The following is a 24156-nucleotide window of genomic DNA, read 5'->3' as shown; positions in this document are numbered from 1 at the left end:
GGTCAGTCCTTGGTCCTTGCGTGTTCGGTCGGTAGGTCGGCGCTGGCGCGCAAGCGCTGCGCGGCCTCGCGCAATTGCGCGCGCAGGCCCGGGGCGGTGCGGTTTTCGGCCGCTGCGGCGAGCTGGCTGTCGCCACGGGTCAGGTTGTCGCGGCTGCTGGCAAACACCGAGGGATCGGCCAGCAGGCCGTCGGCACTCAGGTTCAGGCGGCCATGGCGGCCGAGCATCCAGGCCAGGTCCTGTTCGCTGTCGTTGCGGCTTTGCGCCACGCTGCTGGCAACGAACTGGCCGGGCACCAGGCCGAGCCTGGCCTTGAGCGTGGCACTGCGGATTTCGGGGGTGCGCCCCAGGCTCAGGTCGCTGCCATCGGCTGCCCAGCTGGACAGCTCCAGGTCCCGTTCATCCTGCTCAACCACCGGTGTGACGAAGATCGCCGGCTCTAGCGTCGGCAGCGGCAGGCGCCCGAAGCGGTCGCGGCCGGCGCTGTCCAGGTGCGGGCCAGCCGGTGCCGGAATGAACGGCGCGGCGATGTCCAGGTCGATGACCAACTGGGCCAGGTCGGTAGCCCCGGCCCGGTCGCCGACGGTGTAGGTAAAGACATCCTGCAACACCCGGCCCAGGCCCGCGGCGGCCAGCACCTCGGGGTTGCTCAGGTCGATCTGGTAGCGGTAGCTGCCGTCGGCATTGATCACCAGGGTGCCGTAGCGCCCTGCCAGCGGCTGGCCAACACTGCCGCCGGTGCCCGTGGCGGCCTCGCTGCCGGTGCGAATGCCGACTACCTGCAGCTGGTCGGCGGCGTCCACGTCGGAGTCGTTGGGCAGTACGTTGCCGGTGGCTTGCGGGGCGGCGGTCTGGTCGCTGGCGACGGCATGGTCGTCACGGGCGACCGGGTTGTCGTTGGCCCCCTGGATGAGGATGTGCAGGCGCGCTTCGGACTGCGCGCCGGCAGTATCGCGCATGCGGTAGGTGAACACTTCGCGCAGGGTCTCGCCGGCCGTGCGCAGGGCCTGGACCTGTGGGTTGTTGTCGTCGAGCTGGTAGCGATAGCTGCCGTCGCTGGCCAGCAGCAGTTGCCCGTAGCGACCTTGCAGTACTTGCCCGGCCAGGGCCACGCTACCGTCTTCGTTGCGCACCTCAAGTACCTGGCGGGTTTCGCCGTACTCGACGCCGTCGACATCGCTGTCGTTGTCGAGCACGTTGCCGCTGGCTGGTTGGCCCGGGGTGGCGTTGTCGACACCGCCGGCCTCGATGGCCACGCCGTGGTCATCCTGGGCAATCGGTGTGTCGTTGCGACCTTGCAGGGTAACGATCAACTGCGCCTGGCTTTGCCCGCCGAAGCGGTCGACCACGGTGTAGGTGAAGACTTCCCTGAGGGTCTGGCTGCCGGTGCGCAAGGCCTGCACGGCGGCGAGGCTGTTGTCCACCACATAGCTCCAGCTGCCGTCGGCATTCACCGTCAGGTCGCCGTAAAGGCCGCGCAAGGCACTGCCGAGGGTACCGGCGGTGCCGCCTTCCAGGCGCCCGCCGGTGCGTACGGCGGCAACGCTGAGAATGTCGTGGTCGACGTCGGTATCGTTGCTCAGCAGATTACCGCTGGGGTTCAGCCCCGGCTGGTTGTTGTTCAAGCCGCCGGCCTCGATGGCCACGGCGCTGTCGTCGCGGGCCTGGGGTGCGTCGTTGCGACCGCGAATGAGGATGGTCAGCTGGGCCTGGTCGCTCAGCCCGCCCAGGTCGCTGACCTGGTAGGTGAACACCTCGGTGATGAACTGGTTCGGCCCCAGCGCACGGATCACCGGGTTGCTTGAATCCAGGCGATAGATGTAGCTGCCGTCGGCGCCGACGATCAACTGGCCGTAGAGGCCGTTGATCAAGGTGCCGTTGCTCAGGTCGGTGCCGTCGCTGACTGCATCCAGGCTGCCACCGGCGGCTTCGCTGCCGGCGCGGATGCCGGTAACGACCAGGCGGTCGCCGCCATCGACATCGCTGTCGTTGGGCAGCAGGTTGCCGCTGGGGTCGATGCCGGCGCTGCTGGCGCTTTCGGCGACGGCCAGGGCGCCATCATCGCGGGCCACCGGCGCGTCCCAGGCACCGCGTACCTGCACTTGCAACTGTGCGGTGTCGCTGGCGCCGGCGCGGTCATGCATGCGGTAGGTGAACACCTCCACCAGGCTTTCGCCGGGTTTGAGCGCTTGCACGGCGGCCAGGTTGTTGTTGACCACATACTGATAGCTGCCATCGGCATTGAGCGTCAGGGTGCCGTACAGGCCGGCGAGGCTCAGGCTGCCATTGATGGTGCTGAAGCTGCCGTCTGCGGCTTCGCTGCCCAGGCGCAGGCCATCGACGCGCTTGAGGTCATTGGCGTCGACATCGCTGTCGTTGGCCAGCACATTGCCTTGCGGGTTGAGGCCCGCGGTGGCGTTGGCCGTACCGCCGGCTTCGATGGCAATGGCGCTGTCGTCATTGGCCTGCGGGTTGTCGTTGCTGCCATGAATGCGAATGCTCAGTACGGCGCTGCTGGTGGCCCCGGCCAGGTCGCGGATGCTGTAGGTGAAGGTGTCCAGCAGGCGGTCGGCCGGGGTGCGCAAGGCCTGTACCTGCGGGTTGCTGTTGTCCAGCTCGTAGTGGTAGCTGCCGTCGGCGTTGAGCACCAGGGTGCCGTACAGGCCTTTGAAGGCGCTGCCCAGGCTGGCGATGCGGCCGTCCTGGCTGAGCTGGGTGACCTGCAAGGTTTCGCCATAGGCGTCGACATCGCTGTCGTTGTCCAGCACATTGCCGCTCGGGTTGACCCCGGCGCTGCTGTTGTTCAGGCCGCCGGCCTCGACGGCGATGGCCAGGTCATTGCGCGCCAGCGGCGCGTCGTTGGCGCCACGGATGGTGATACTCAAGGTGGCGCGGTCTTCGGCGCCGGCGGTGTCGATTACCGTGTAGCTGAAGCTGTCCTCGAGGGTGTCGCTGCTGCTGCGCAGGGCTTGCACCGCCGCCATGCTGTTGTCCAGGCGGTAGCTGTAGCTGCCGTCGGCGTTGAGCGTGAGCCAGCCGTAGGTGCCGCGCAGCTCGGTGCCCAGCACGCCATCGGTGCCGGTGGCGGTTTTGCTGCCGGTGCGCACCGAGGACACGGCTTTGGTTTCACCGTTGAGCCGGCTGTCGACATCGTTGTCGTTGGTCAGCACGTTGCCCACTGGGTCCCGCCCCGGCAGGCTGTTGTTGCTGCCGCCGGCCTCGATCGCTTCGGCCTGGTCATCGGTGGCCACCGGGTTGTCGTTGCGGCCGAAAATCAGTACCACCAGCTGGGCTTCCTGCGGGGTGGCGGTGCCATCGCTGACGGCGAAGGTAAAGCGTTCCAGGAGGTTGTCGGAGGCATCGCGCAAGCCCTGGACCTGGGCGTTGTCGTTGTCCAGCAGGTAGGTGTAGCTGCCGTCGGCATTGAGCGTCAGGGTGCCGTACTGGCCACGGAAGGCCTGGCCGAGAATGGCACTGGTACCTAACTGGTCGTGGCGCAGCGAAACCACCCGGATCGGGTCGCCATCGGGGTCGGTGTCCTGCGCCAGAGCATTGCCCGAAGGGTTGAAGCCGGCGCTGGTGTTGGCCACGCCGCCACTTTCAATGGCGACGGTGTAGTGGTTCTGGGCCACGGGCGGGTCGTTGACCCCGCGAATGGTGATCACCAGTTGCGCCCGGTCGGTCAGGCCGCTGCTGTCGACCACCTGATAGGTGAAGACTTCGCTCAGGGTCTGGCCGGCAAGCAGGGCCTGCACCGCCGCGTTGCTGCTGTCGACGTCGTAGAAGTACGAACCGTCGGCGCCGATGCGCAGTTCACCGTAGCTGCCGAGCAGCACGGTGCCGTCGTTCGAACTGGTGCCGCCGGCCACCGCAAGCAGCGCACCGCCAGCCAGTTCGCTGCCGGTGCGGATGCCATTGACCTGCAGCAGGCTGTTGGGCCGGTCGGTGCGGTCGACGTCAAGGTCGATGCCGTTGCCTCCCGGCTGGTCGGCCGGGCCCGGGCGGCTGGGGAAGAGGATGACGTTGCCACGGGGGTTGCTCTCGCCGATGGCATTCGGGCCGGAGCCGGCCTGGGCCACGGCCTGGTCGTCACTGGCCAGCGGATTGTCCTGGGCGCCCTGGATGGTGATGCGCAGCTCGGCGATGTCGTTCAGGCCGCCGGCGTCGGTAACCTGGTAGCTGAAATACTCGAACAGGCTGTCACCGGGCACCATGCGCTGCACCGCCGTGTTGCTGTTGTCGACGACATAGCGGTAACTGCCATCGGCGCCGATGGTCAGGGTGCCGTAGCTGCCGACCAGCAGCGTACCGTTGCTGCTGGTGGTACCGGCAGCTACCGGGGTGATCGTGCCGGCCGCACTCTCGCGCAGCGAACGGATACCGGTGACGCTCAGCACTTCGCCATTGGCCTGGCTATCGACGTCGGTGTCGTTGCTCAGCACGTTGCCGGTGGCGTCGCTGCCGGCAGTGCCGTTGGCAACGCCACCGGCCTCGACCGCGATGCCTTCGTCATTGACTGCCACCGGGGTGTCGTTGGCGCCATGCACGGTAACCGTCAGCGCTGCACTGCTGCTGGCGCCGGCCAGGTCGGTGGCGGTATAGACGAAGCGTTCGACCAGGGTCTGCCCGGCCAGGCGCAGGGCCTGGACCTCGGCGTTGTTGTTGTCGACCAGGTACAAAAATCCGCCGCTGGAGGACACGATCAGGCTGCCGTAGCGACCGCTGATCACGACCGCGCTGCCTGAGGCGAGGTTCTGCGCCGGCTGGCCTTCGAGGCCGATGGCGCTGACCCGCAGCACGTCGGCGTTGGTGGCGATATCGACATCCTGGTCGTTGCGCAGCAGGTTGCCGCTGGGGTTGACCCCCGGCAGGCGGTTATTGGTGCCCCCGGCTTCTACCGCATCGATGGCATCGTCAACTGCCAGTGGCGCATCGTTGACCGGTGCGAGGATGATCTGCAGGCTGTCCTGATCAGTGCGCGCGTCCTGCGGGTTTTGCCCGGGCAGGCCGTCGCCATCGCCATCGCCGAAGCCGCCGCGGTCGTTGCTGAGCACCGTGAGGGTATCGATGCCGTTGAAGTTGGCATTGCCCAGGTAGACCAGATTGGCCAGGGCCTGGTTGAGCGCTGTGAGGTTGCCGGAGAGGCTCAGGGTACCGCTGCCGTTGCCCACCACCGAAACCCCGGCGGGCAGGGCAGACAGGCTCAAGGTGCCGTGCAGCACACTGAGGGTGATGTCCATGATGCCGTTGCCGATATCGACATCGCTGACGCGAATGCCGCCGATGGCCAGTGGCGTGTCTTCAAAGCCGTTCTGGGTGCCGGGCAACTGGTTGACCGGGGCATCGTTGAGCTGCACGAAGCCGGCGTCGGCGTTGGCGCTGCTGCCTTCGCCCAGGTTGATGTCGATGCGCCCCAGCGCGCTGCCGGCATCCGAGTCGATGCGTACGCGCAGCTCGCCCAGCGGCTGCGGATAGGCGACGGTGCCGCTGGGCACGTCGATACGGAACACGCCGCTGGGCAGCACACCAAAATGGTAACGGCCATTGGCGTCGGTGGTGGTGGTAAACACCTTGTTGTCGGCGCTGCTGTCGAGGTTGCCGTCCAGGCCGGCCCAGGTCAGGGTCACGGTCTGGCCGGCCAGGCCCGGGCCATCGGGGATGGCGCTGGTCGTGGCCGAGGCGGTGTCGTCCCAGAGTGTGCCCTGGATAAGTCCCAGGCCCGCAGCGTCGCTGAGGATATAGGTGTTGGGGCTGGCGCCAGCGCCGGTGCGTTCGCCCTCGGCGCTGCCGTCGCTGCCGACGCTGGAGCCGCCCCAGCTGTTGAAACTCTCCGGCAGGCTGGTCCAGGTCAGAGTGGCATTGCTGCTGGCGATTGCGGCCAGGTTGGGCAAGGTGACCTGGTAGGTGACCTTGACCTGGTCGCCGACATTGAGCTTGGCAAAGTCGACACCGAGCCCGCCGCTGGTGCCGAACGTCACCCCCGCCGGCAGGTTGCTGGCCGTGTACAGCGTGCCGTTGAGCTCGATGCCGAGCAGGCTGTAGCTGCTGCCGGTGGGGAAGCTGTCGCGTAGCTGCGCGTCGTAGGCGGCAATGCCGCCGGTGTGGGTGAAGGACAAGGCCAGGGTGGCCGTGCCACTGCTGCCCGAGGGGTTGGGGTCGAAGTCGACCACGCGTTTGTCCAGGCTGTTGAAGCGCGGTTCGACCAGGTCCTCGTAAACCGCCTGGCTGCGCGATAACTGCACCCCGCGCGACTGGTCGATGGCAACCGCCGACAGCGACAGGCCGGCGACGTTGGACGCCTGGTTGAGCACCCGTACGTTGAACTCCAGCGACACCAGCTCTTTGTCCAGGTCATTGTCGTGGTTGACCACATCACCCAGGTGAAAGGTGATGACCGTGTTGCCGTTGGCATCGGTGCTGACGCTGATTTGTGCGCCATTGAGAATGCCGCCGGGTGCGGCGCCGAGCAGGTCGGCGCTGATCGGCTGCGCTTCCTGGGCATTCTGTGCGCCATTGATGTTCAGTTGCCCGCCGTTGATCAACGAGGCGATGCTGCTGCTGATGCCCTGGTCGGAAATGAACGCAATGCGGGTGTTGCCGTCGTTGAGAAACCCCAGGCCGTTTTGCAGGGTGACCTGCAGGCTGTAGTCGCTGGTGCTGCCCTGGGCCAGTACCGCCACCACCCGGTAACGAATGATTTCGCCGATGGCGACCTGTTCGCGCTCGCTGTTGGTCGGGTTCGGCGCGGCGCTATCGCTCAAGCCGCCGACCCGGGATATCTCCACGCCCTGGTTGACCGGCACACGAACACTGAACGCGGTCTGGTAGTCGTTGAGCACGCCGCTGTTGAGCATGCCATCGGCCCCGGTGCGCTCGCCGGCCGGGTCGAAACCGATGTTGCCGGTGCCATTGAGGCTGCTCCATTGCACGCTGGCGAGGTTGTCGAAGCTGGCCACGCTGGCGGCGCTGGCGTTCACGTCGCCGACCACGGTAATGAAGATTCGCCCGCCCTTGGCGATGTCGATGTTGGCACCGTTGACGCTGCGCAACTGGTTGCCGACCAGTTCGAAATCGCCGCCGCCGTTGTTGCTGGCGCCGCTGTAGTTCACCGACAACAGTTGCAGGTTGCTCAGTTGCGTGGGCAGGTTGTCGAGAAAACGAATGTCGAAGGCATCGAAGTCGCTGGCACTGCTACCGTTGCTGATGACGATCAAGTAGCGCACCCGCTGGCCTTCATCGACGCCCAGGCCCGGGCCGAAGTCGGCCGCGATGTCCACCACCAGGGTCGGCTCGCGCACGGTGACGGTCGGCCGTCCGCCGCTGAGGGCGACGGTACGGTCAAGGGCGTTGCTGCCGTTGGCGGTATCGCCATCGGGGTCGCTGAAGTGGATTTGCGCACTGTTTTGCAGGGAACGGTTGCTCTGGTTGCCGTCGACGTTGCTGACCGTCAGGCGCACGCGAATGACAAAGCTGTTGTTGTCGCCGCGGTTGTCGGCGGTCGCGCCGGCATTGCTGAAGGCCAGGCGCAAGCTGACGCCGTCGCCGCCAAGGCTGCCGCCGATGGCGGAGATAGCCTGGCTGCCGAGGCTGCCATTGAAGTCGGCGGTCAGCGCCGCGCTGCCGGCCACTGTGGTGATCAACTGGTAGCCCTGGCCGCCATTGAAGCTGGTGTCCAGGCGCAGGCCCGGCGGGATCAGGTCGTCGATGCGCAGGTTGCGGGTGTCGCCTTCGGGCAGGGTGACCTTGATGTCGTAGAGCATGCTTTCGCCGACCACCAGGTCGCTGCCGCTGGTATGGCTGGCGCTGGAGTCGCCGTTGTCGAGGCTGCCGCCGGCGAAGGTCTTGCGTACCTCGGGGGTGGCCACTTGCTGGTTGGCCAGGTCTTGCAGGTCGGTGGGGGTGAAGTCGCTGCCGCCGTTGACGCTGGCATAGTTGCTCAGGGTCGCGGTGCTCTGCAGGGTACGCCCGGCCTCGATGCTGGCGACGACCTGGACGTCGTAGGTGATGACCACGATGTTGGCGCCAGTGGTGTCGGCGGCGGTCCCGCTGCGCCCGGGCAACAGGCTGGCGACGGCGCCGGCGTCGAGGAAGCTGATCTGATTGCCGTTGACCTCGTAGTCAACGCCACGCACCAGCAGGCTGCCATCGCCGCGATAGACCTGCAGGTTGGCGGCGCCCAGGCTGCCGCCGACAAAGCCCAGGCCATTGGGCAGGCTGATGCCGGTGACCACGTCGAAGGCGCCGCCGCCGCCGGTGTTCTCGATGGCGGTGGCCAGGCGCAGGGTGTCGCCGCCATCGATGCCGCTGACGTTGCCGTCGATCTGGCTCAGGCTGGTGATCTGGCCGCTGAACGGCACGCCGCTGGTGCCCGGTGCTTTCCAGCTGCCGCTGGTGCCGGTGACGCTGCCCTGGCTGCTGGACACCACGCCGTGGGTGATGGCCAGCACTGGCTCGGCGATCGAGGCAATTAGTGCGACATCGGAAGAAATCAGCGGCCGGTTGTCGATCGTGGTGAGCTGGCTGGATTGCGCCAGGACGTCGAGCGAGCGTTGGTCGGCGAAGGGTTGGTCGCCAACCCGCAGGGTGAACTGCACCTCGATCCGGCTGCCATTGGTCAACGCCGTGGTGTAGTCGCCAAAGTCGAAGATTACCGCGTTGCCGGGGCCGCTGGTGACGCTGTCGACGCCGTCCGGGTTGCTGTTGCCAGCACCGAACGACCACTGGCCGACACCGTTGCCCTGGCTCCAGTTGATGGCGCCCAGGTCGAACAGTGGCAAGGGCAGGTAGGCGGTGAGCTTGAACTGCTCGTAGTCGCCGGTCACCAGGTCGTAACTCAGGCGGAACGTCACCAGGTCGCCGGGACGCAGCTCGCCGTTGGCCGGCGGCACGCCGTTGTTGACCGTCACCAGTTCGATATCCACGGTGCGCGTGGGGATGGTACTGGTGGTAGTGGAGCGGTCGCTCTGGTCGTAGCCGGTCAGGTTCAGGGCATCCTGGATCAGGGTTGCACTGACCTGGGCATTGTTGCCCAGGCTGTCGCCTTCGTTGATCTCGCTGTGCGGCGGGTAGGGCGTGGTGTAGCTCTGGGCAACCACGGCGTTGTAGCCGATTACCGCCGTGGTGGCGCCGCGGATCAGGTCCTGGAACGCCAGGTCGCCCAGCAGGGCGCCGAGGCTGCCGTTGGCATTGCGCAGCGACTGGGCAATGTCGAAGGTCAAGGTGGTGCTGCCATCGACATTGAGCGTGGTGCCGGTCACCAGCGCCACGGTCTGGGTACGACCGGCCGAGGTGATGGTCAGGGTGGCCGGGCCGGAGACGCTCAGGCCATCTCCGACCTGGTCGACGACCACGAAGCGGCCTTGCTGGAACAGGGTCTGGCCGAAGGCAAAATAGTCGGAAATCGCCAGGTTCAGGCTGTAGTGCAGGGTGTCGCCGGGGGTGATGCCGGCCTGGCCGAGGTCGGTGATCAGGCTGACCTGCTTGAGCAGGGTGATCGACTTGGCAACAAAGTTGGTGTCCTGGCCGGTGGCGGTAAAGTCGATGTCGTTTCCCGGAGTCGAGACGTCACGCGGGTCGAGCGGCACCCAGTTGCCACTGACGGTGGCGCCGGCGACGGTGATGGTGCGCTCGTCGCCGGTCAGGGGGTCGATGACCTGCTGGCCGTTGGCATCGACATCCGGTACATAGAAATCCACCACGGTGCTGGTAGCGGCGCTGAGGGTGGCATAAGTGACGGTGTAGGCGTCGATGAACACGTCCCTGGCGGCGATCAGGGTGGCGATCTGCGCGGGGTCGGTAATCACCCGGCCATCGTGCAGGGTGATCGAGGTCAGGCTGCCGCCGGGGCCGGGGGTGATGGCGTTGACCTGGACATTGGGCGGCAACGGCTGGGTCACCACGACATTGCTCAGGGTCTGGCCCGGCGCCGGGGTGACGGTGCTGGTCAGGGTGCGTTCGTAGTTGGGGCCGGTCGCGGTTTCGCCTTCCGGGGTGGTGACGGTCTGGGTCTGGGTCAGCACCGTGGGGTGGACCACGAAGCTTTGCAGGCTGGCCTCCACCAGGCTGGGGTCACTGGCCGGGTTGTCCAGGGCATCGTTGCCGAACTGGAAGCCGCTGCGCGCGCGAATGGTCAGGTCTGGCGAGCCGTTGGAGAAGTCGGTATCGGCCAGTTCGCTCAAGCGTGCGTTGATCTGCACGCTGATGCCCGGTTGCCCCTGGGAGACACTGGCGTACGGCAGTTGCAGCACCACCAGCTGGTCGCCGGCGCGCAATCCGAGGCTGGCGGCATCGAGAATCAGTGCGTTGCCGCTGCTGTCCTTGGCCAGCGGGTGGCTGGCCTTGCCATTGGCGTCGAAGGTAAGCACATACGATTGCACGTTCTGGCCAAGATAACTGGCCGAGACAAAGCTGACGCCGTCGTCGCCATCCTTGCCGGTGGCCGGCATGAACAGGTCGATATAGGGCGCGAAGCCGACCTGGCTTGAGGGGTTGCTGAAGGTCAGGTCAAAGCTGAATGCGCCGCCGAGCAGCACGTCCGAGCCGCCAGACGAAATGCCCAGGGTCGGGCTGGCATTGGCCAGCAGGCTGTCGAAGCTGCTCAGGGCTGTCGCAGACAGGGCGATGGCCTGGTCGATGTTGCCGTTGCGCACCTCCAGGTTCCAGTCGCCGCCCAGCCGCGCGCTGCCGCTGTCGTTGCTCGAGGCGCCGACGTCGGCACCGGTCCAGCGTGCCAGTTCATCGACCAGGGTACGCCCGGCGCTGCCTTCGCCCACCTTGCAGCCGTACAGCTGGATATCGGCACCCTCGCTGAGCGCCTGGCGCCACTGGCCCAGCGGCGTGGCGAACTGCTCGATATTGTCGGCGCTGAGGGTGCTGCTGCCGAGGGTGAACTGGCCGGCGGCGCCGTGGGAGAGGATCTGGATCGAATCGACCTGGCCCAGTTGCGCCAGGCTTGCGCAAATCGCCGCCAGGCCATCTTGCTGACTGTCGACCACCAGTACCTGGACATCTGCCGGCAGCTGGACGAGCAGTTGTTCGCGGCCTTCAATGCGGCTGTCGAGCACCAGCAGGTGGCGCGCGGCCGAGGGTTGGGCCGGGGCATCGCTGCGAGCTTCGGTGTGAGTGGCGGGGGTGGCCAGGGCGCTGTCCTTGTTGCCCGCGCTGTTGTCGTCGCCAGCGTGCTGCTGGTCGGCCGCTGCGGCAGCGGCGCCGTCGAACAGGATCCGCTGCTCCAGCGCCATGGCCCGGCGCTGTGGTTTGAAAAAAGGCGGTTGTACGCCAGGTCCGGTCATCCTGTCCATTTCATCACCTCAGGCCTGCTTCGCTTGGGCAGGCCAACGCAGAACAAACACCTTCAGTGACCTGCCCGGCAGACACTGAAAAGGTCCCTATGTTTGCAACGACGGTTCTACTGTGTGCTGACCTGTATCAGGCCTGGCAGAACCCTGGCACTTCACATTCCTTGTGATTTTTTGCTGTAGGTGATTTCTATTTATATCGCCAGATGTTTCAACGCGCTAGTGGCAGTGGCGTGCTTCACGTCAAGTTTTCGCTATTTACACCGTCTGGCTGGCGCAGTTCGCCTGCTCTGAGGCACAGTTGCAGCCTGAGCACATGCCGGCTGCTGGCTGGCGGTCACCGAGCGAGAACACTGTTGAGCACGAAGATCATCACACGTGGCGGCTACGACGCCTTGAAGCAGGAGCTGGATCAGTTGTGGCGGGTCACCCGCCCCGATGTCACCCAGAAAGTCACCTGGGCAGCGTCGCTGGGCGATCGCAGCGAGAACGCCGATTACCAGTACAACAAGAAGCTCTTGCGCGAGATCGACCGCCGCGTGCGCTACCTGCGCAAACGCCTGGAAGACATGCGCGTGGTCGACTATTCGCCAGAGCAGGAAGGCCGGGTGTTTTTCGGCGCCTGGGTCGAAATCGAGAACGAGGAGGGCGAGAGCAAGCGCTTTCGCATCGTTGGCTACGACGAGATCTACGGGCGCATGGACTACATCTCGATCGACTCGCCCATGGCCCGCGCCTTGCTGAAAAAAGAGGTCGGCGATGAAGTCATCGTCCAGACCCCTTCCGGCGAGATGTGCTGGTGGGTCAACGCCATCGACTACGTCAAACCCTGATCAGCCCTCACGCAGTACCGCCAGCGGGCTGGCATTGAGCGCCCGGCGCGTGCCGTAGACCCCGGCACCGCCGACCAGCAGGGCGCCGAGGACCGGCAGCAACAGCAGCCATGGGTGCGGGCTCCAGTGCAGGTCGAAGGCGTAGCGGTACAGCACCAGGGTGATCAGCTCGCAGCCAATCGCCGCCAGCAGGCCGCTGGCCGCCCCGAGCAAGCCGAACTCGATGCGTCGGGCCTTGACCAGCAAACCGCGCCCGGCGCCCAGGGCGCGCAGCAGGGCGCCCTGGCGAATACGCTCGTCGAGGGTCGCCTGCAAACCGGCGAACAGCACCGCCAGGCCCGCCGCCAGCACGAACAACAGCACGTACTCCACCGCCAGGGTGACCTGGGCGAGGATGCTGCGCAGTTGTTCCAGCAACGCATCGACCTGAAGGATGGTCACCGCCGGGAACGCCCGCGACAGCGCTACCACCTGCTGGTCATGCCCGGGGGCCAGGTAGAAGCTGGTCAGGTAGGTGGTCGGCAGGTCCTGCAGGGTCTGGGGCTGGAAGATCATGTAGAAGTTGGGCTGGAAACTGTCCCAGTTGACCGTGCGCAGGCTGCTCACCTGCACCTGGCGTTGCAGGCCGCCGATGCTGAAGGTCAGCTGGTCACCGAGTTTGAGCTTGAGGCTCAGGGCCAGTTCGGCTTCCACCGAGACGCCGGGCAGGGCGTCGGCCGGCGGTTGGGCCTGCCACCACTGGCCTTCGCTCAGGGTGTTGCCCTGGGGCAGGTCGGCAGCCCAGGTCAGGCTCAGGTCGCGCTGCACCGCGCGGTCGCCGGTGGATTCCTTGCTGACGATCTGTTGCACCGGCTCGCCGTTGATTGCGGTCAGGCGTCCGGGGATGACCGGGTACAGCGGCGCGGCTTCGGCGGAGAACTCGCTCAGGCGCTGGGCGAAGCTGTTCTTGTCGTCGGGCAGGATGTTCAGGGCGAAGTAGTTGGGGGCGTCCTTGGGCAGCTGGTTCTGCCAGGTGTCGAGCAGCTCGGCGCGCAGCAGGGCAATCAGCGCCATGGCCAGCAGGATCAGGCCGAAGGCCAGCGATTGCCCGGCCGCCGCCAGCGGATGGCGCAGCAACTGGCCAAGGCCCAGGCGCCAGGCCAGCGGGCTGCCGGCGAGCAGGCGGCGCAGGCTGCGCAGGCCGAGCAACAGCAGGCCGCCCAGCAGCAAGGCGGCCACCAGGCCACCGCCGAGCAGGGCGAAGGTCAGCAGCAGGTCGAGGCTCAGCCGCCACATGATCAGCCCGAGGGCGAACAGTGCGGCGCCATACACCAGCCAGCTGCTGGCCGGTACCGGCAGCAGGTCGCGGCGCAATACCCGCAGCGGCGGCACCCGGCCCAGGGCGGCCAGCGGCGGCAGGGCGAAACCGGCCAGGGCCACCAGGCCGGTGGCAATCCCGGCCAGGGCCGGGCCGATGCCGCCAGGTGGGATCTGCGCCGGCATCAACCCCTGCAGCAACTGGAACAGGCCCAGTTGGGCCAGCCAGCCGAGCGCCGCGCCACACAGCGCAGCGATGCTGCCAAGAATCGCCAGTTGCAGGCAGAACAGGCTCAGCGCCTGGCGCCGCGACAGGCCCAGGCAGCGCAGCAGGGCGCTGGCATCGAAACGGCGGGTAGCGAAGCGGCTGGCCGACAGGGCCACGGCGACACCAGCGAGCAGCACTGCCACCAGGCTGGCCATGTTCAGGTAGCGTTCGGCCTTGCCCAGGGCGCCGCCGATTTGCTGGTTGCCATCGCGCGAATCCTGCAGGCGCTGGTTGGCGGCAAGGTTTTTACTCACCGCGTCACGGTAGCTGGCCAGGGCTTCGGGCTCGCCGCGCCAGAGTTCGCGGTAGCTGACCCGGCTACCCGGTTGCACCACCCCGGTGGCCTCAAGGTCGGCAAGGTTGATCAGTACCCGTGGGGTCAGGCTATAGAAGTTGCCGGCGCGGTCGGGCTCGTAGGTCAGTACCCGGCTCATGCGCAGGGTTTTCATGCCGACATCGATGCTGTCGCCGATCTTCAGCTCCAGCGCTGCCAGCAGCCGTGGCTCGACCCAGGCCTCGCCCGGTGCCGGGCCGCCACCGGCGGTTTCGCTGGCATAGGGTTCGGCGGCGCTGCGCAGCTCACCGCGCAGCGGATAACGGTCGTTGGCCGCCTTGATGCTCGACAGCTGGATGCCGTTGTCGGTGGCGATCACGCTGGAGAACTCGACCACCTGGGCATGCTGCAGGCCCAGGGCGGTGCCGCGGCTGATCTGCTCGGGGGCGGCCGGCGAGCTGCCCTGCAGCACCAGGTCGGCGCCGAGGAATTCGGTGGCGCGCAGCAGCATGGCGCCATTGAGGCGGGCGCCGAAGTAGCCGATCGCGGTACTGGCCGCCACCGCCACCAGCAGGGCGAAGAACAGCACGCGCAACTCGCCGGCGCGGGCGTCGCGCAGCAACTGGCGCAGGGCCAGGGGGAACAACGGCAGGCGTTTCATCAGGGCTCCAGCGGCGCGACCAGGTGGCCGGCGTCCAGGCGGATCAGGCGACGGCAGCGCTGGGCCAGGCGTTCGTCATGGGTGACCAGTACCAGGGTGGTGCCGCGCTCCTTGTTCAGTTCGAACAACAGGTCGCTGATGCGCTCGCCGGTGTGGCTGTCGAGGTTGCCGGTCGGCTCGTCGGCAAACAGCACCGCAGGCTCGGCGGCAAAGGCGCGGGCGATGGCCACCCGTTGTTGCTCGCCACCGGACAACTGGCGCGGCGAGTGGCTCAGGCGCTGGCCCAGGCCCACCCGTTCGAGCAGGCTGCGGGCGTGCTCGCGGGCATCGCGGCGACCGTCCAGCTCCAGCGGCAGCATGACGTTTTCCAGGGCGTTGAGGCTGTCGAGCAACTGGAACGACTGGAACACGAAGCCGACATGCTCGGCCCGCACCCGTGCGCGCTGGTCTTCATCCAGCGGGCCGAGGTCGTGGCCGGCCAGGGTCACGGAGCCTGCGCTAGGCAGGTCGAGACCGGCCAGCAGGCCGAGCAGGGTCGATTTGCCCGAGCCCGAGGCGCCGACGATGGCCAGGCTGTCGCCTTGTTTCAATTCCAGCGAGAGTTCGTGCAGGATGGTCAGGTCGCCTTCCGCGCTGGGGACCACTTTGCTAAGGTTGCGCGCACTGAGAATGCTGGGGCCCATGGAGAATCCGATGCGAGTGTGGTTATTGAGTGCTGGCCTGGCCTTGATGTGCCTGGCCCAGGGCGCAGCCGCGGGGACCGTGCTGATTGTCGGCGATAGTATCAGTGCCGCTTTCGGCCTGGATACCCGCGAGGGGTGGGTTGCCTTGCTGGAAAAACGCCTGAAGAGCGAGGGTTTCGACGCCAAAGTGATCAATGCCTCGATCAGCGGCGACACCAGTGCCGGCGGCCAGGCGCGGCTGCCGGCGCTGCTTGCAGCGCACAAGCCAAAGTTGGTGGTGCTCGAATTGGGCGGCAACGATGGCTTGCGCGGGCAGCAACCAAAGCAATTGCAACAAAATCTTGCTTCGATGATCGACCGCTCGCGCAAAGCCGGCGCCAAGGTACTGTTGCTGGGCATGCGCCTGCCGCCCAACTATGGCAAGCGTTACAACGAGGCTTTTGCCCAGGTGTATGAAAACCTGGCGACGGAAAAACAGGTGCCGCTGGTGCCGTTTTTCCTCGAAGGGGTGGGCGGTGTACCCGAGCTGATGCAGGGCGATGGCATCCATCCGGCGCAGGGCGCCCAGGCCAGGTTGCTGGAAAATGCCTGGCCGCAACTAAAACCGCTGCTTTGACGCTTTTATAGTGACCGGCTTTCGGCTAATGTTGCGCCCCCGATTTGGAGCCCCCGATGCCGCGTCCCGCCTGGTCCCTGTATGCCTATCAATTGATCGAGCCTGACGAACAGCTTGACCTGTTCGCCTGCCAGGAGATCCGCGTCCACCTGGTAGCCCGCCAGCTCGAGCTCGGTGGCTCGGCCGACCGCACCCTCTGCGGCACCCTGTTGCCGGCGCAACCGCGCTGGTCGCAGGCCGAGCGCAGCATCTACCGTGACCGCCGCCTGTGCTCGCTGTGCCGGGCAATCCTCGATGCCCAGCGCCGTGGCACGCGGCCAGTGTGGCCCGAGCTGTAACGCGCTGATATAACCTTTCATCCCCTGCACCGCCAACTGCGCCCGGGACATCTCCCTGTTCCGCGGGGGGCGGTGTACAATCGATTGCTTGACTCAATTGAATTAGCGAAGGATTTCCCGGATGTTGCCGCGCTTTCCCGCCGTCACCCGTTGCCTGTCCCTGGCCGCCCTGCTGGCGGCAGGTCCCGCTGCTGCGCTGGAGTTCCCCCTGCCGCCTCCCGGTGAAGACGTCATCGGCCAGGTCCAAGTGATCAAGGCCAAGTACGAAGACACCTTTGCCGACATCGGCACCGCCAACGACCTTGGCTACCTGGAAATGATCGCCGCCAACCCCGGCGTCGACCCATGGCTGCCGGGCGCCGGCACCGAGATCATCCTGCCGACCCGCTTCATCCTGCCGCCGGGCCCGCGCGAAGGCATCGTCATCAACCTTGCCGAGTACCGCATGTACTACTACCCGAAAGGGCAGAACGTGGTGCATACCTACCCGCTGGGCATCGGCCGTGAAGGCTGGGGTTCGCCGATCGCCAACACCAGGGTCACCGCCAAGACCCCGAACCCGACCTGGACGCCGCCAGCCTCGATCCGCAAGGAGCACGCCGAAGACGGCGACATTCTGCCAACCGTGGTGCCGGCAGGTCCGGACAACCCGCTGGGGCCGTTCAAGTTCACCCTCGGCGTGCCGGGCTATCTGATCCACGGTTCGAACAAGAAATTCGGCATCGGCATGCGCACCAGCCACGGCTGCTTCCGCATGTTCAACAACAACGTGCTGGAACTGGCCAAGATGGCCCCGGTCGGTGTGCCGGTTCGCATCATCAACGAGCCGTACAAGTTCGGTATCAGTGCCGGCAAGGTCTATCTCGAGGCGCACACGCCGCTGGACGACAAGGGCGATCCGTCGGTGGTCGACAAGCACACCGCGGTCATCAACGCCCTGCTCAAGCGCGAAGACCTGGCCAACAACCTGCGCATGAACTGGGACATGGTTCGTGATGTGGTCGCCGCCGAAGACGGCATGCCGGTGGAGATCGCCGTGCCCAATGGCGCTGGCAACCCGGCGCCGATGGTGTCCAGCGTGCCTTACGACATGCAGTAAGCCATTCCTGCTGTACCTGAGGCCTGCCATCGTGCAGGCCTCGTCGTTTCTGCTGTTGCACTTTCACGGCGGCAATAAAAAAGCCGACCCACAAGTGGGTCGGCTTCCAATAACAATCCCGAAGGACTATTACTTGCGGCTGGCTTTGTCCAGCATACGCAGAGCGCGCTCGTTAGCTTCGTCAGCGGTCTGTTGTGCTTTTTGAGCAGCAGCCAGAGCGTCGTCAGCTTTGCGATAGGCTTCATCGGCACGAGCTTGTGCACGAGCAGCTGCGTCTTCGGTAGCGGTCAGACGAGCTTCGGTTTCTTTGGATACGCTGCTGCAACCGGTAGCCAGGACTGCGGCCAGAGCCAGAGCAGAAAATTTCAGAACGTTGTTCATCGTGTTCCCCTTCAAGGACTTTCTATTAAATAGCCATCTCTCAAGAAAGAGAAACTGGCCGGCGTACATAGTACCCATTACTTGTAGTAAGTAAACTGACAGAGCGCAAGAACTGCAAAAAAATGCGCCTGTCCCGGGTCCGCCACAGCCTTATGTAGAAAAACTGTGAAGGCGCCGCATGCGCGGGTGCTAACAAGTGTAGCAAGTGTGTAATTTGTTGAACTAAAAGTGACTTAAAGTGTCATCCTTCGTCATAGCACTACAACATCCGGCAACTGTTCAGGCCGATGCTCGCCGCCGTGTCCGCTTGCCACAAGTGGGTGAAATTTGCGACCAGCCACCTTGAGCATCCGGGCATCGGGCGCCTACTATTTGTACGTGCTCATTTGCCAGAGAACAGCCATGCTCTTCTCGTTGTCCAATGGGGCACGGGGTGGCGTAGAGGTTCCTTCGCCGGACAAACATCGGTAAGGTAGGGTCAAAGCACAAGACCCGCGAGGAGTAGTGATGAGCGAGGCGTTGTCCATCCACCATGACCAGGCTGGTCATCAGTTCGAGACCAATGTGGACGGTCATCGTGCTTACCTGACCTACATGGACCTGGGTAAGCAGACCCTGGATATCTACCGCACGTTCGTGCCCAACGCGTTGCGTGGCCGGGGTATTGCTGCGGCGCTCACCGAGCAGGCGCTCAAGTACGCCGAAGACATGGGCTATACCGTGATTCCGTCGTGCTCCTATGTTGAGCGCTACATGGAACGTCAGCAAAAGCACGCCACCAACAAGGCCTGAAGATCACGAAGGGCAGCCCTTTGCGCTGCTGTTCAACGCACCAACAAAAACGCCGGGCAATTGCCCGGCGTTTTTGTATCTGCCTGTCAGCCGCGCTGGCGTTTGGGCAACACGTCCTTGAGCTTGGCGTGCATGCTGCGCAGGGTTTTCTCGGTGGACGCCCAGTCGATGCAGGCGTCGGTGATCGAGACACCGTACTGCAGGTCGTTGAGGTCTTTCGGGATTGCCTGGCAGCCCCAGTTCAGGTGGCTCTCGACCATCAGGCCGATGATTGACTGGTTGCCCTCGAGGATCTGGTTGGCGACGTTCTCCATCACCAGCGGCTGCAGGGCCGGGTCCTTGTTGGAGTTGGCGTGGCTGCAATCGACCATGATGTTCGGCTTGATCCTGGCCTTGGCCAGGGCCTGTTCGCACAGGGCGACGCTGACCGAGTCATAGTTGGGCTTGCCGTTGCCGCCACGCAGCACCACGTGGCCGTAGGCGTTGCCCTTGGTGGTGACGATGGACACGCCGCCTTCCTGGTTGATACCAAGGAAGCGGTGCGGGCTCGACACCGACTGCAGGGCGTTGATGGCGACAGTCAGGCCGCCGTCGGTGCCGTTCTTGAAGCCGACCGCGGAGGACAGGCCCGAGGCCATTTCGCGGTGGGTCTGGGATTCGGTGGTGCGCGCGCCGATGGCCGACCAACTGATCAGGTCCTGCAGGTACTGCGGCGAGATCGGGTCGAGGGCTTCGGTGGCGGTCGGCAGGCCCATTTCCGCCAGGTCCAGCAGCAGCTGGCGGCCAATGTGCAGGCCGTCCTGGATCTTGAACGAGTCGTCCAGGTACGGGTCGTTGATCAGGCCCTTCCAGCCGACGGTGGTACGCGGCTTTTCGAAATACACGCGCATGACCAGGTACAGGGTGTCGGACACCTCTGCCGCCAGCACCTTGAGGCGCTCGGCATACTCGTGGGCAGCCTTGATGTCGTGGATCGAGCAGGGGCCGATCACCACGAACAGGCGGTGGTCCTTGCCGTCGAGGATATTGCGCACCACTTCGCGGCCGGCAGTCACGGTCTGCAGGGCGGTAGCGCTGAGGGGGATTTCCTTCTTGAGCTGATCGGGGGTGATCAAGGTCTCGTTGGAGGCAACGTTTAGGTCATCGATCGGTAAATCAGCCATCGTGTTACTCGTCAGGTCACGGGTGCCGGCCGCCAGCGATCCCCGTGCGGCGGAGCAGCGAAAATTGTACGCAGCGGGGAGCCGAACCTTAGCGCGTTACACCGTGGCTCGACAATGGGCAAGGGCGGCTTTCCTGCAAGGAAAAGCCCACAGCCACGGGGTTTTTACCCCGGAAGGAGGATTTCCCGGGTATGGCTTGCCTCAAGGCTGGCCTCGGAGAACTCGCCGGCGTGCAGGCTGACCCACTGCTGGGCGAGGGCTTCGACATCGGTATCGGGGTTGGCGGCGTGTTCCCGGGCCTGACAGAAGTGCTGGATCTGGCACACCTGTTCGCCCATGCGTGCGCCAAACAGCGCCTGTTCGTCGATAAAGGCAATACCCACCCGGTAGCCGTCCTGGTGCTTCTGGCACCAGGCCACGTAACCTGGGTAGCGCGCCTCGGCGCCGAGGGAGGGGATGAGCATTTCCACCGCCATGCCGCGTCGGTAGGCCCGAGGGTGGTTGCAGGCGATTCCGCCCAGGCTGATAGTGTGCAGCCGTTGGCGGAACAGTTTGGGCGACTGACGCAGGGTCAGCTCCACCGGAACATCGTCCGGGTGCAGCAAGAAACCACGCATGCTCGACTCCGTGTCGATTTTTTGACCTTGTTCGCCTCAGTATAGTGAAGGTTCGTAAAACGTATGATTTGCGTGTAAAAAATGTGAACAGAAAATGAACGCTTGAGGAGAGCAGGATGAACACGAGCAGCCCGCGTATCGGCGTAATCGGCACCGGTGCCATTGGTGGCTTCTATGGCCTGATGCTGGCGCGTGCCGGGTTCGAGGTGCACTTTCTCTTGCGCAGCGAGTTCGACGCCGTTCAGCTCAACGGTTTGCGCCTCGACAGCGCCGTGCATGGCATCGTGCAGATGAAGGTTTCGGCCTACGCCGACGCCGCCGACATGCCGCCCTGCGACTGGCTGCTGGTGGGCGCCAAGACCACCAGCAACACTGAATTGGCGCCGTTGATTGGCAAAGCGGCGGCGCCGGATGCCAAGGTGGTGCTGCTGCAGAACGGCCTGGGCGTCGAAGAGCAGTTGCGGCCCTTGCTGCCGGCCAACCTGCACCTGCTTGGCGGCTTGTGCTTTATCTGCGTCAACCGCGAAGCGCCGGGGGTGATCCGCCACCAGTCGCTGGGCGCGGTGAACCTGGGCTACCACAGCGGCCCGGCGGCCGATGATGACAGCCGCCAGCAGATTGTCGAGGCCGGGGCGGCGCTGTTCCATGGCGCCGGCATCGATTCCCAGGCCATGAGCAACCTGGCCCAGGCGCGCTGGCAGAAGCTGGTGTGGAATGTGCCCTACAACGGGTTGTCTGTGCTGCTCAAGGCCAGTACCACGCCGCTGATGGCCGATGCCGACAGCCGCGCATTGATCCAGGCGCTGATGGCCGAAGTAGTGCAGGGTGCCCGTGCCTGTGGCCATGAACTGCCGCAAGGCTATGCCGAGCACCTGTTTGCGGTGACCGAGAAGATGCCCGACTACTGGCCGAGCATGTACCACGATTTCGCCCAGCAGCGGCCACTGGAACTGGCGGCGATCTACGCCGAGCCGTTGGCCCAGGCGCGGGCGGCGGGCTGTGAGTTGCCGAAGATGCAGGCGTTGTATCAGGCGCTGGTGTTTATTGATCGGCATAATTTGCCGGATTGATGATCGCCGGGGCTGCTGCGCAGCCAATCGCTGGCAAGCCAGCTCCCACAGGGTATGTAGGAGATGCAGCATGAGCAAGAACCTCGGTGACAAACTGGTCGTCGCCATTTCCTCCCGGGCGCTGTTCGACCTCAGCGAGAGCCATCGGCTGTACCTGGCCGAGGGCGTTGAGGCGTATCGCCAGTACCAGATCGAACACGAAGACGAAGTGCTTGAACCCGGTGACGCTTTCCCGCTGGTGCAAAAGCTTCTGGGCCTGAACGCCCATCTTGGCCAGGCGCGGGTCGAGGTGGTGCTGGTGTCGCGCAACAGCGCCGATACCGGCTTGCGGGTGTTCAATTCGATCGAGCACCACGGCCTGGGTATTTACCGCGCCGCCTTCGTCGGCGGTCGTAGTCCTTATCCGTATCTGGCGGCGTTTGGTTGTCACCTGTTCCTGTCCACCGATGCCGATGACGTCCGCAGCGCCCTGGAGGCTGGCTTTGCCGCCGCCACTATTCTCTCCGGTGGCGCCCAGCGTGCGGCCAGTGACGAGCTGCGCATCGCTTTTGACGGCGACGCGGTGCTGTTCTCCGATGAGTCCGAGCGGGTCTACCAGCTCGGCGGCCTCGAAGCGTTTCAGGCCAGCGAGCGTCAATCGGCGCGTGAGCCGTTGCGTGGCGGGCCGTTCAAGCCGTTCCTGGCGGCGCTGAACCTTTTGCAAAAGGAGTTCCCGCAAGGCGCCTGCCCGATCCGCACGGCGCTGGTCACCGCCCGTTCGGCACCGGCCCATGAGCGGGTGATCCGCACCTTGCGCGAATGGGATATTCGCCTGGACGAATCGCTGTTTCTTGGCGGCCTGGACAAATCGGCGTTCCTCGAAGCCTTCGCTGCCGATGTGTTCTTCGACGATCAGGCCGGCCATTGCGAACGGGCTCGCAGCGTCGTCGCCACTGGCCATGTGCCCCATGGGATCAGCAACGAACCGACCCTGGGCTGACTGGCAAACCTCGGCGCCGGACGGCCCTGCGGCCGATCTTGGCGCTGCTAAGCTGAAGCTTGCTCTGCCGTCGTGGCAGTCGAGGAGGTCGAATGATCCGTTCCATGCTGTATGCCACTGACCTCGGTGTGTACGCGCCTTTTGTCATGCAACACGCGCTGGCGCTGGCGCGGACTTTCAACGCAGAGCTCTACGTCATTCATGCAGTCGAGCCCATGGGCCAGTTCGCCGAATCACTGCTGCAAAGCTACCTGGACGAGCAGACCCTCGATGAACTGCACAGCGAAGGCGTCACCACGGTGATGGCCAACATCGAGCAGCGGGTCCTGGAAAACTTTCGTGACGAATTAGGCGAGGAGGCTGACCTTGCCCTGATCAAGGCCGTGCGCGTGCGCCAGGGCGACCCGGCGCAGGTGATTCTCGAACAGGCCCAGCGCCTGAGTGTCGACCTGCTGATCTTCGGCAGCCACAGCCAGGGCGCCGGCGTTGACATCCCGATTGGCCGCACCGCCGTGCGCTTGCTGCAGCTGTCGCCGGTGCCGGTGTACATGGTGCCGCTCGCGCAACATCTCGGTCGTAGGAAGTCTTAACTGGGCGACGTAGGTAGGTTCCTTGAAGACTGCTAAAATAGTTCTAGATTTATTCTTCAAACCACTAATATAGTTATAAATCGTCGCTGCTGCCGGTGACGCCCAGCTGATTTGAGGGATACCTATGAAGCTTCAACAATTGCGCTACATCTGGGAAGTGGCGCACCACGACCTCAACGTCTCCGCGACAGCGCAGAGCCTGTACACCTCCCAGCCGGGCATCAGTAAGCAGATCCGCCTGCTCGAGGACGAGCTGGGCGTCGAAGTGTTCGCCCGCAGCGGCAAGCACCTGACCCGCGTGACCCCGGCCGGTGAGCGCATCATCACCACCGCCGGCGAGATCCTGCGCAAGGTCGAGAGCATCAAGCAGATCGCCCAGGAATTCTCCAACGAGAAGAAGGGCACCCTGTCGATCGCCACCACCCACACCCAGGCGCGTTATGCCCTGCCGCCGGTGATCAGCAGCTTCATCAAGCAGTACCCGGAAGTGGCCCTGCACATGCACCAGGGCTCGCCGATGCAGATTGCCGAAATGGCCGCCGACGGCACCGTCGATTTCGCCATCGCCACTGAAGCCCTGGAGCTGTTCGGCGACCTGGTGATGATGCCCTGCTATCGCTGGAATCGCTGCGTGGTGGTGCCTCAGGGCCACCCGCTGACCAAACTGCCAAAGCTCACCCTCGAAGCCCTGGCCGAATACCCGATCGTTACCTACGTGTTTGGTTTCACCGGCCGCTCCAAGCTCGATGAAGCCTTCAGCCACCGCGGCCTGACCCCGAAGGTGGTGTTCACCGCCGCTGACGCCGACGTGATCAAGACTTACGTACGCCTGGGCCTGGGCGTCGGTATCGTCGCCAAGATGGCGGTCGACACCAAGCTCGACAATGACCTGGTGGTGCTCGATGCCAGCGAGCTGTTCGAGTCCAGCGTGACCAAGATCGGTTTCCGTCGTGGCACTTTCCTGCGCGGTTTCATGTGCGACTTCATCGAGAAGTTCGCCCCGCACCTGACCCGCGAAGTGATGGCCAAGGCGATCGCCTGCCACAACAAGCAGGAGCTTGAAGAGCTGTTTGAAGGCGTCGAGTTGCCAGTGCACTGATCCAAACCCTGGTAGACGATGTGCAGAAAGCGCCCTTGAACGGGCGCTTTTTTATTGTGCGATTGAACGCTAATTCTCTTTGGGAAATTTCCCAACTCTG

The 24156-nt window shown here is 64.9% G+C and carries 15 protein-coding genes; 9 read left to right on the top strand and 6 right to left on the bottom strand.

The genetic code is table 11. From position 1 onward, the window contains the following. Positions 1-2 precede the first annotated feature (2 nt). Complete coding sequence (locus UB48_RS05615; RefSeq protein WP_156160176.1) at positions 3-11300, bottom strand: VCBS domain-containing protein; 11298 nt, start codon at positions 11298-11300, stop codon at positions 3-5. A gap of 353 nt (positions 11301-11653) precedes the next feature. On the opposite strand from UB48_RS05615, the gene greB reads away from it, so the two are divergent. Next, the gene (gene greB / locus UB48_RS05610; RefSeq protein ID WP_045194766.1) at positions 11654-12130 is read left to right on the top strand and encodes a transcription elongation factor GreB; all 477 of its coding nucleotides are present in this window, start codon (positions 11654-11656) and stop codon (positions 12128-12130) included. Here the strand turns inward: greB and UB48_RS05605 are convergent, their stop codons facing one another. Both UB48_RS05605 and UB48_RS05600 read right to left on the bottom strand, forming a co-directional pair. Continuing rightward, positions 12131-14629, bottom strand: coding sequence for an ABC transporter permease (locus UB48_RS05605; protein ID WP_045194764.1), 2499 nt, complete (start codon positions 14627-14629; stop codon positions 12131-12133). Continuing rightward, entirely contained in the window at positions 14629-15312 is a 684-nt protein-coding gene (locus UB48_RS05600) for an ABC transporter ATP-binding protein (RefSeq protein WP_045194762.1), read from the bottom strand. Before UB48_RS05600 ends, UB48_RS05605 begins: the two co-directional genes overlap by 1 nt. A 10-nt stretch (positions 15313-15322) precedes the next feature. Here UB48_RS05600 and UB48_RS05595 point away from each other — a divergent pair, with 10 nt between their 5' ends. The 3 genes from UB48_RS05595 to UB48_RS05585 all read left to right on the top strand — a co-directional run bounded on the left by UB48_RS05595 (position 15323) and on the right by UB48_RS05585 (position 17365). Beyond that, positions 15323-15928 carry an arylesterase gene (locus UB48_RS05595; protein WP_045194760.1) on the top strand — a complete coding sequence of 202 codons (606 nt, stop codon included), beginning with the start codon at positions 15323-15325 and terminating at the stop codon, positions 15926-15928. Between the two features lie 56 nt (positions 15929-15984). Next, complete coding sequence (locus UB48_RS05590) at positions 15985-16266, top strand: hypothetical protein (protein WP_010222548.1); 282 nt, start codon at positions 15985-15987, stop codon at positions 16264-16266. Positions 16267-16387: 121 nt separating this feature from the next. Next, positions 16388-17365: a L,D-transpeptidase family protein gene (locus tag UB48_RS05585; RefSeq protein WP_045194756.1), complete on the top strand. Its 978-nt coding sequence runs from the start codon at positions 16388-16390 to the stop codon at positions 17363-17365. A gap of 129 nt (positions 17366-17494) precedes the next feature. Here the strand turns inward: UB48_RS05585 and oprI are convergent, their stop codons facing one another. Further along, entirely contained in the window at positions 17495-17746 is a 252-nt protein-coding gene (gene oprI / locus UB48_RS05580; protein ID WP_003259780.1) for an outer membrane lipoprotei OprI, read from the bottom strand. 507 nt (positions 17747-18253) lie between these two features. Here oprI and UB48_RS05575 point away from each other — a divergent pair. Further along, positions 18254-18538: a GNAT family N-acetyltransferase gene (locus UB48_RS05575; protein ID WP_010222546.1), complete on the top strand. Its 285-nt coding sequence runs from the start codon at positions 18254-18256 to the stop codon at positions 18536-18538. Between the two features lie 86 nt (positions 18539-18624). On the opposite strand, the gene UB48_RS05570 is transcribed toward UB48_RS05575, so the two are convergent. Together UB48_RS05570 and UB48_RS05565 are read right to left on the bottom strand one after the other, a co-directional pair. Then, positions 18625-19701 (bottom strand): 3-deoxy-7-phosphoheptulonate synthase, encoded by a 1077-nt coding sequence (locus UB48_RS05570; protein ID WP_045194753.1) that lies wholly within the window; start codon positions 19699-19701, stop codon positions 18625-18627. A gap of 164 nt (positions 19702-19865) precedes the next feature. Further along, on the bottom strand, positions 19866-20318 hold the full coding sequence (locus tag UB48_RS05565; protein WP_045194748.1) for a PilZ domain-containing protein: 453 nt from the start codon (positions 20316-20318) through the stop codon (positions 19866-19868). Positions 20319-20434: 116 nt separating this feature from the next. Here UB48_RS05565 and UB48_RS05560 point away from each other — a divergent pair, with 116 nt between their 5' ends. From UB48_RS05560 to cysB, 4 genes are all read left to right on the top strand, one after another. Beyond that, on the top strand, positions 20435-21388 hold the full coding sequence (locus UB48_RS05560) for a putative 2-dehydropantoate 2-reductase (protein WP_045194746.1): 954 nt from the start codon (positions 20435-20437) through the stop codon (positions 21386-21388). A 70-nt stretch (positions 21389-21458) separates the two neighbouring features. Then, on the top strand, positions 21459-22367 hold the full coding sequence (locus tag UB48_RS05555; protein WP_045194745.1) for a 5'-nucleotidase: 909 nt from the start codon (positions 21459-21461) through the stop codon (positions 22365-22367). Between the two features lie 92 nt (positions 22368-22459). Beyond that, positions 22460-22957 (top strand): universal stress protein, encoded by a 498-nt coding sequence (locus UB48_RS05550; RefSeq protein ID WP_045194744.1) that lies wholly within the window; start codon positions 22460-22462, stop codon positions 22955-22957. 124 nt (positions 22958-23081) lie between these two features. Beyond that, positions 23082-24056, top strand: a complete 975-nt coding sequence (gene cysB / locus UB48_RS05545) for an HTH-type transcriptional regulator CysB (protein WP_010222540.1) — start codon at positions 23082-23084, stop codon at positions 24054-24056. Positions 24057-24156 lie beyond the last annotated feature (100 nt).

Origin of the sequence: Pseudomonas sp. 2(2015) (assembly GCF_000955865.1) — a bacterium.
Lineage (GTDB): Bacteria > Pseudomonadota > Gammaproteobacteria > Pseudomonadales > Pseudomonadaceae > Aquipseudomonas.
Note: the sequence above shows the minus strand (reverse complement) of the source record. Positions and strands in the feature narration are given on the sequence as shown.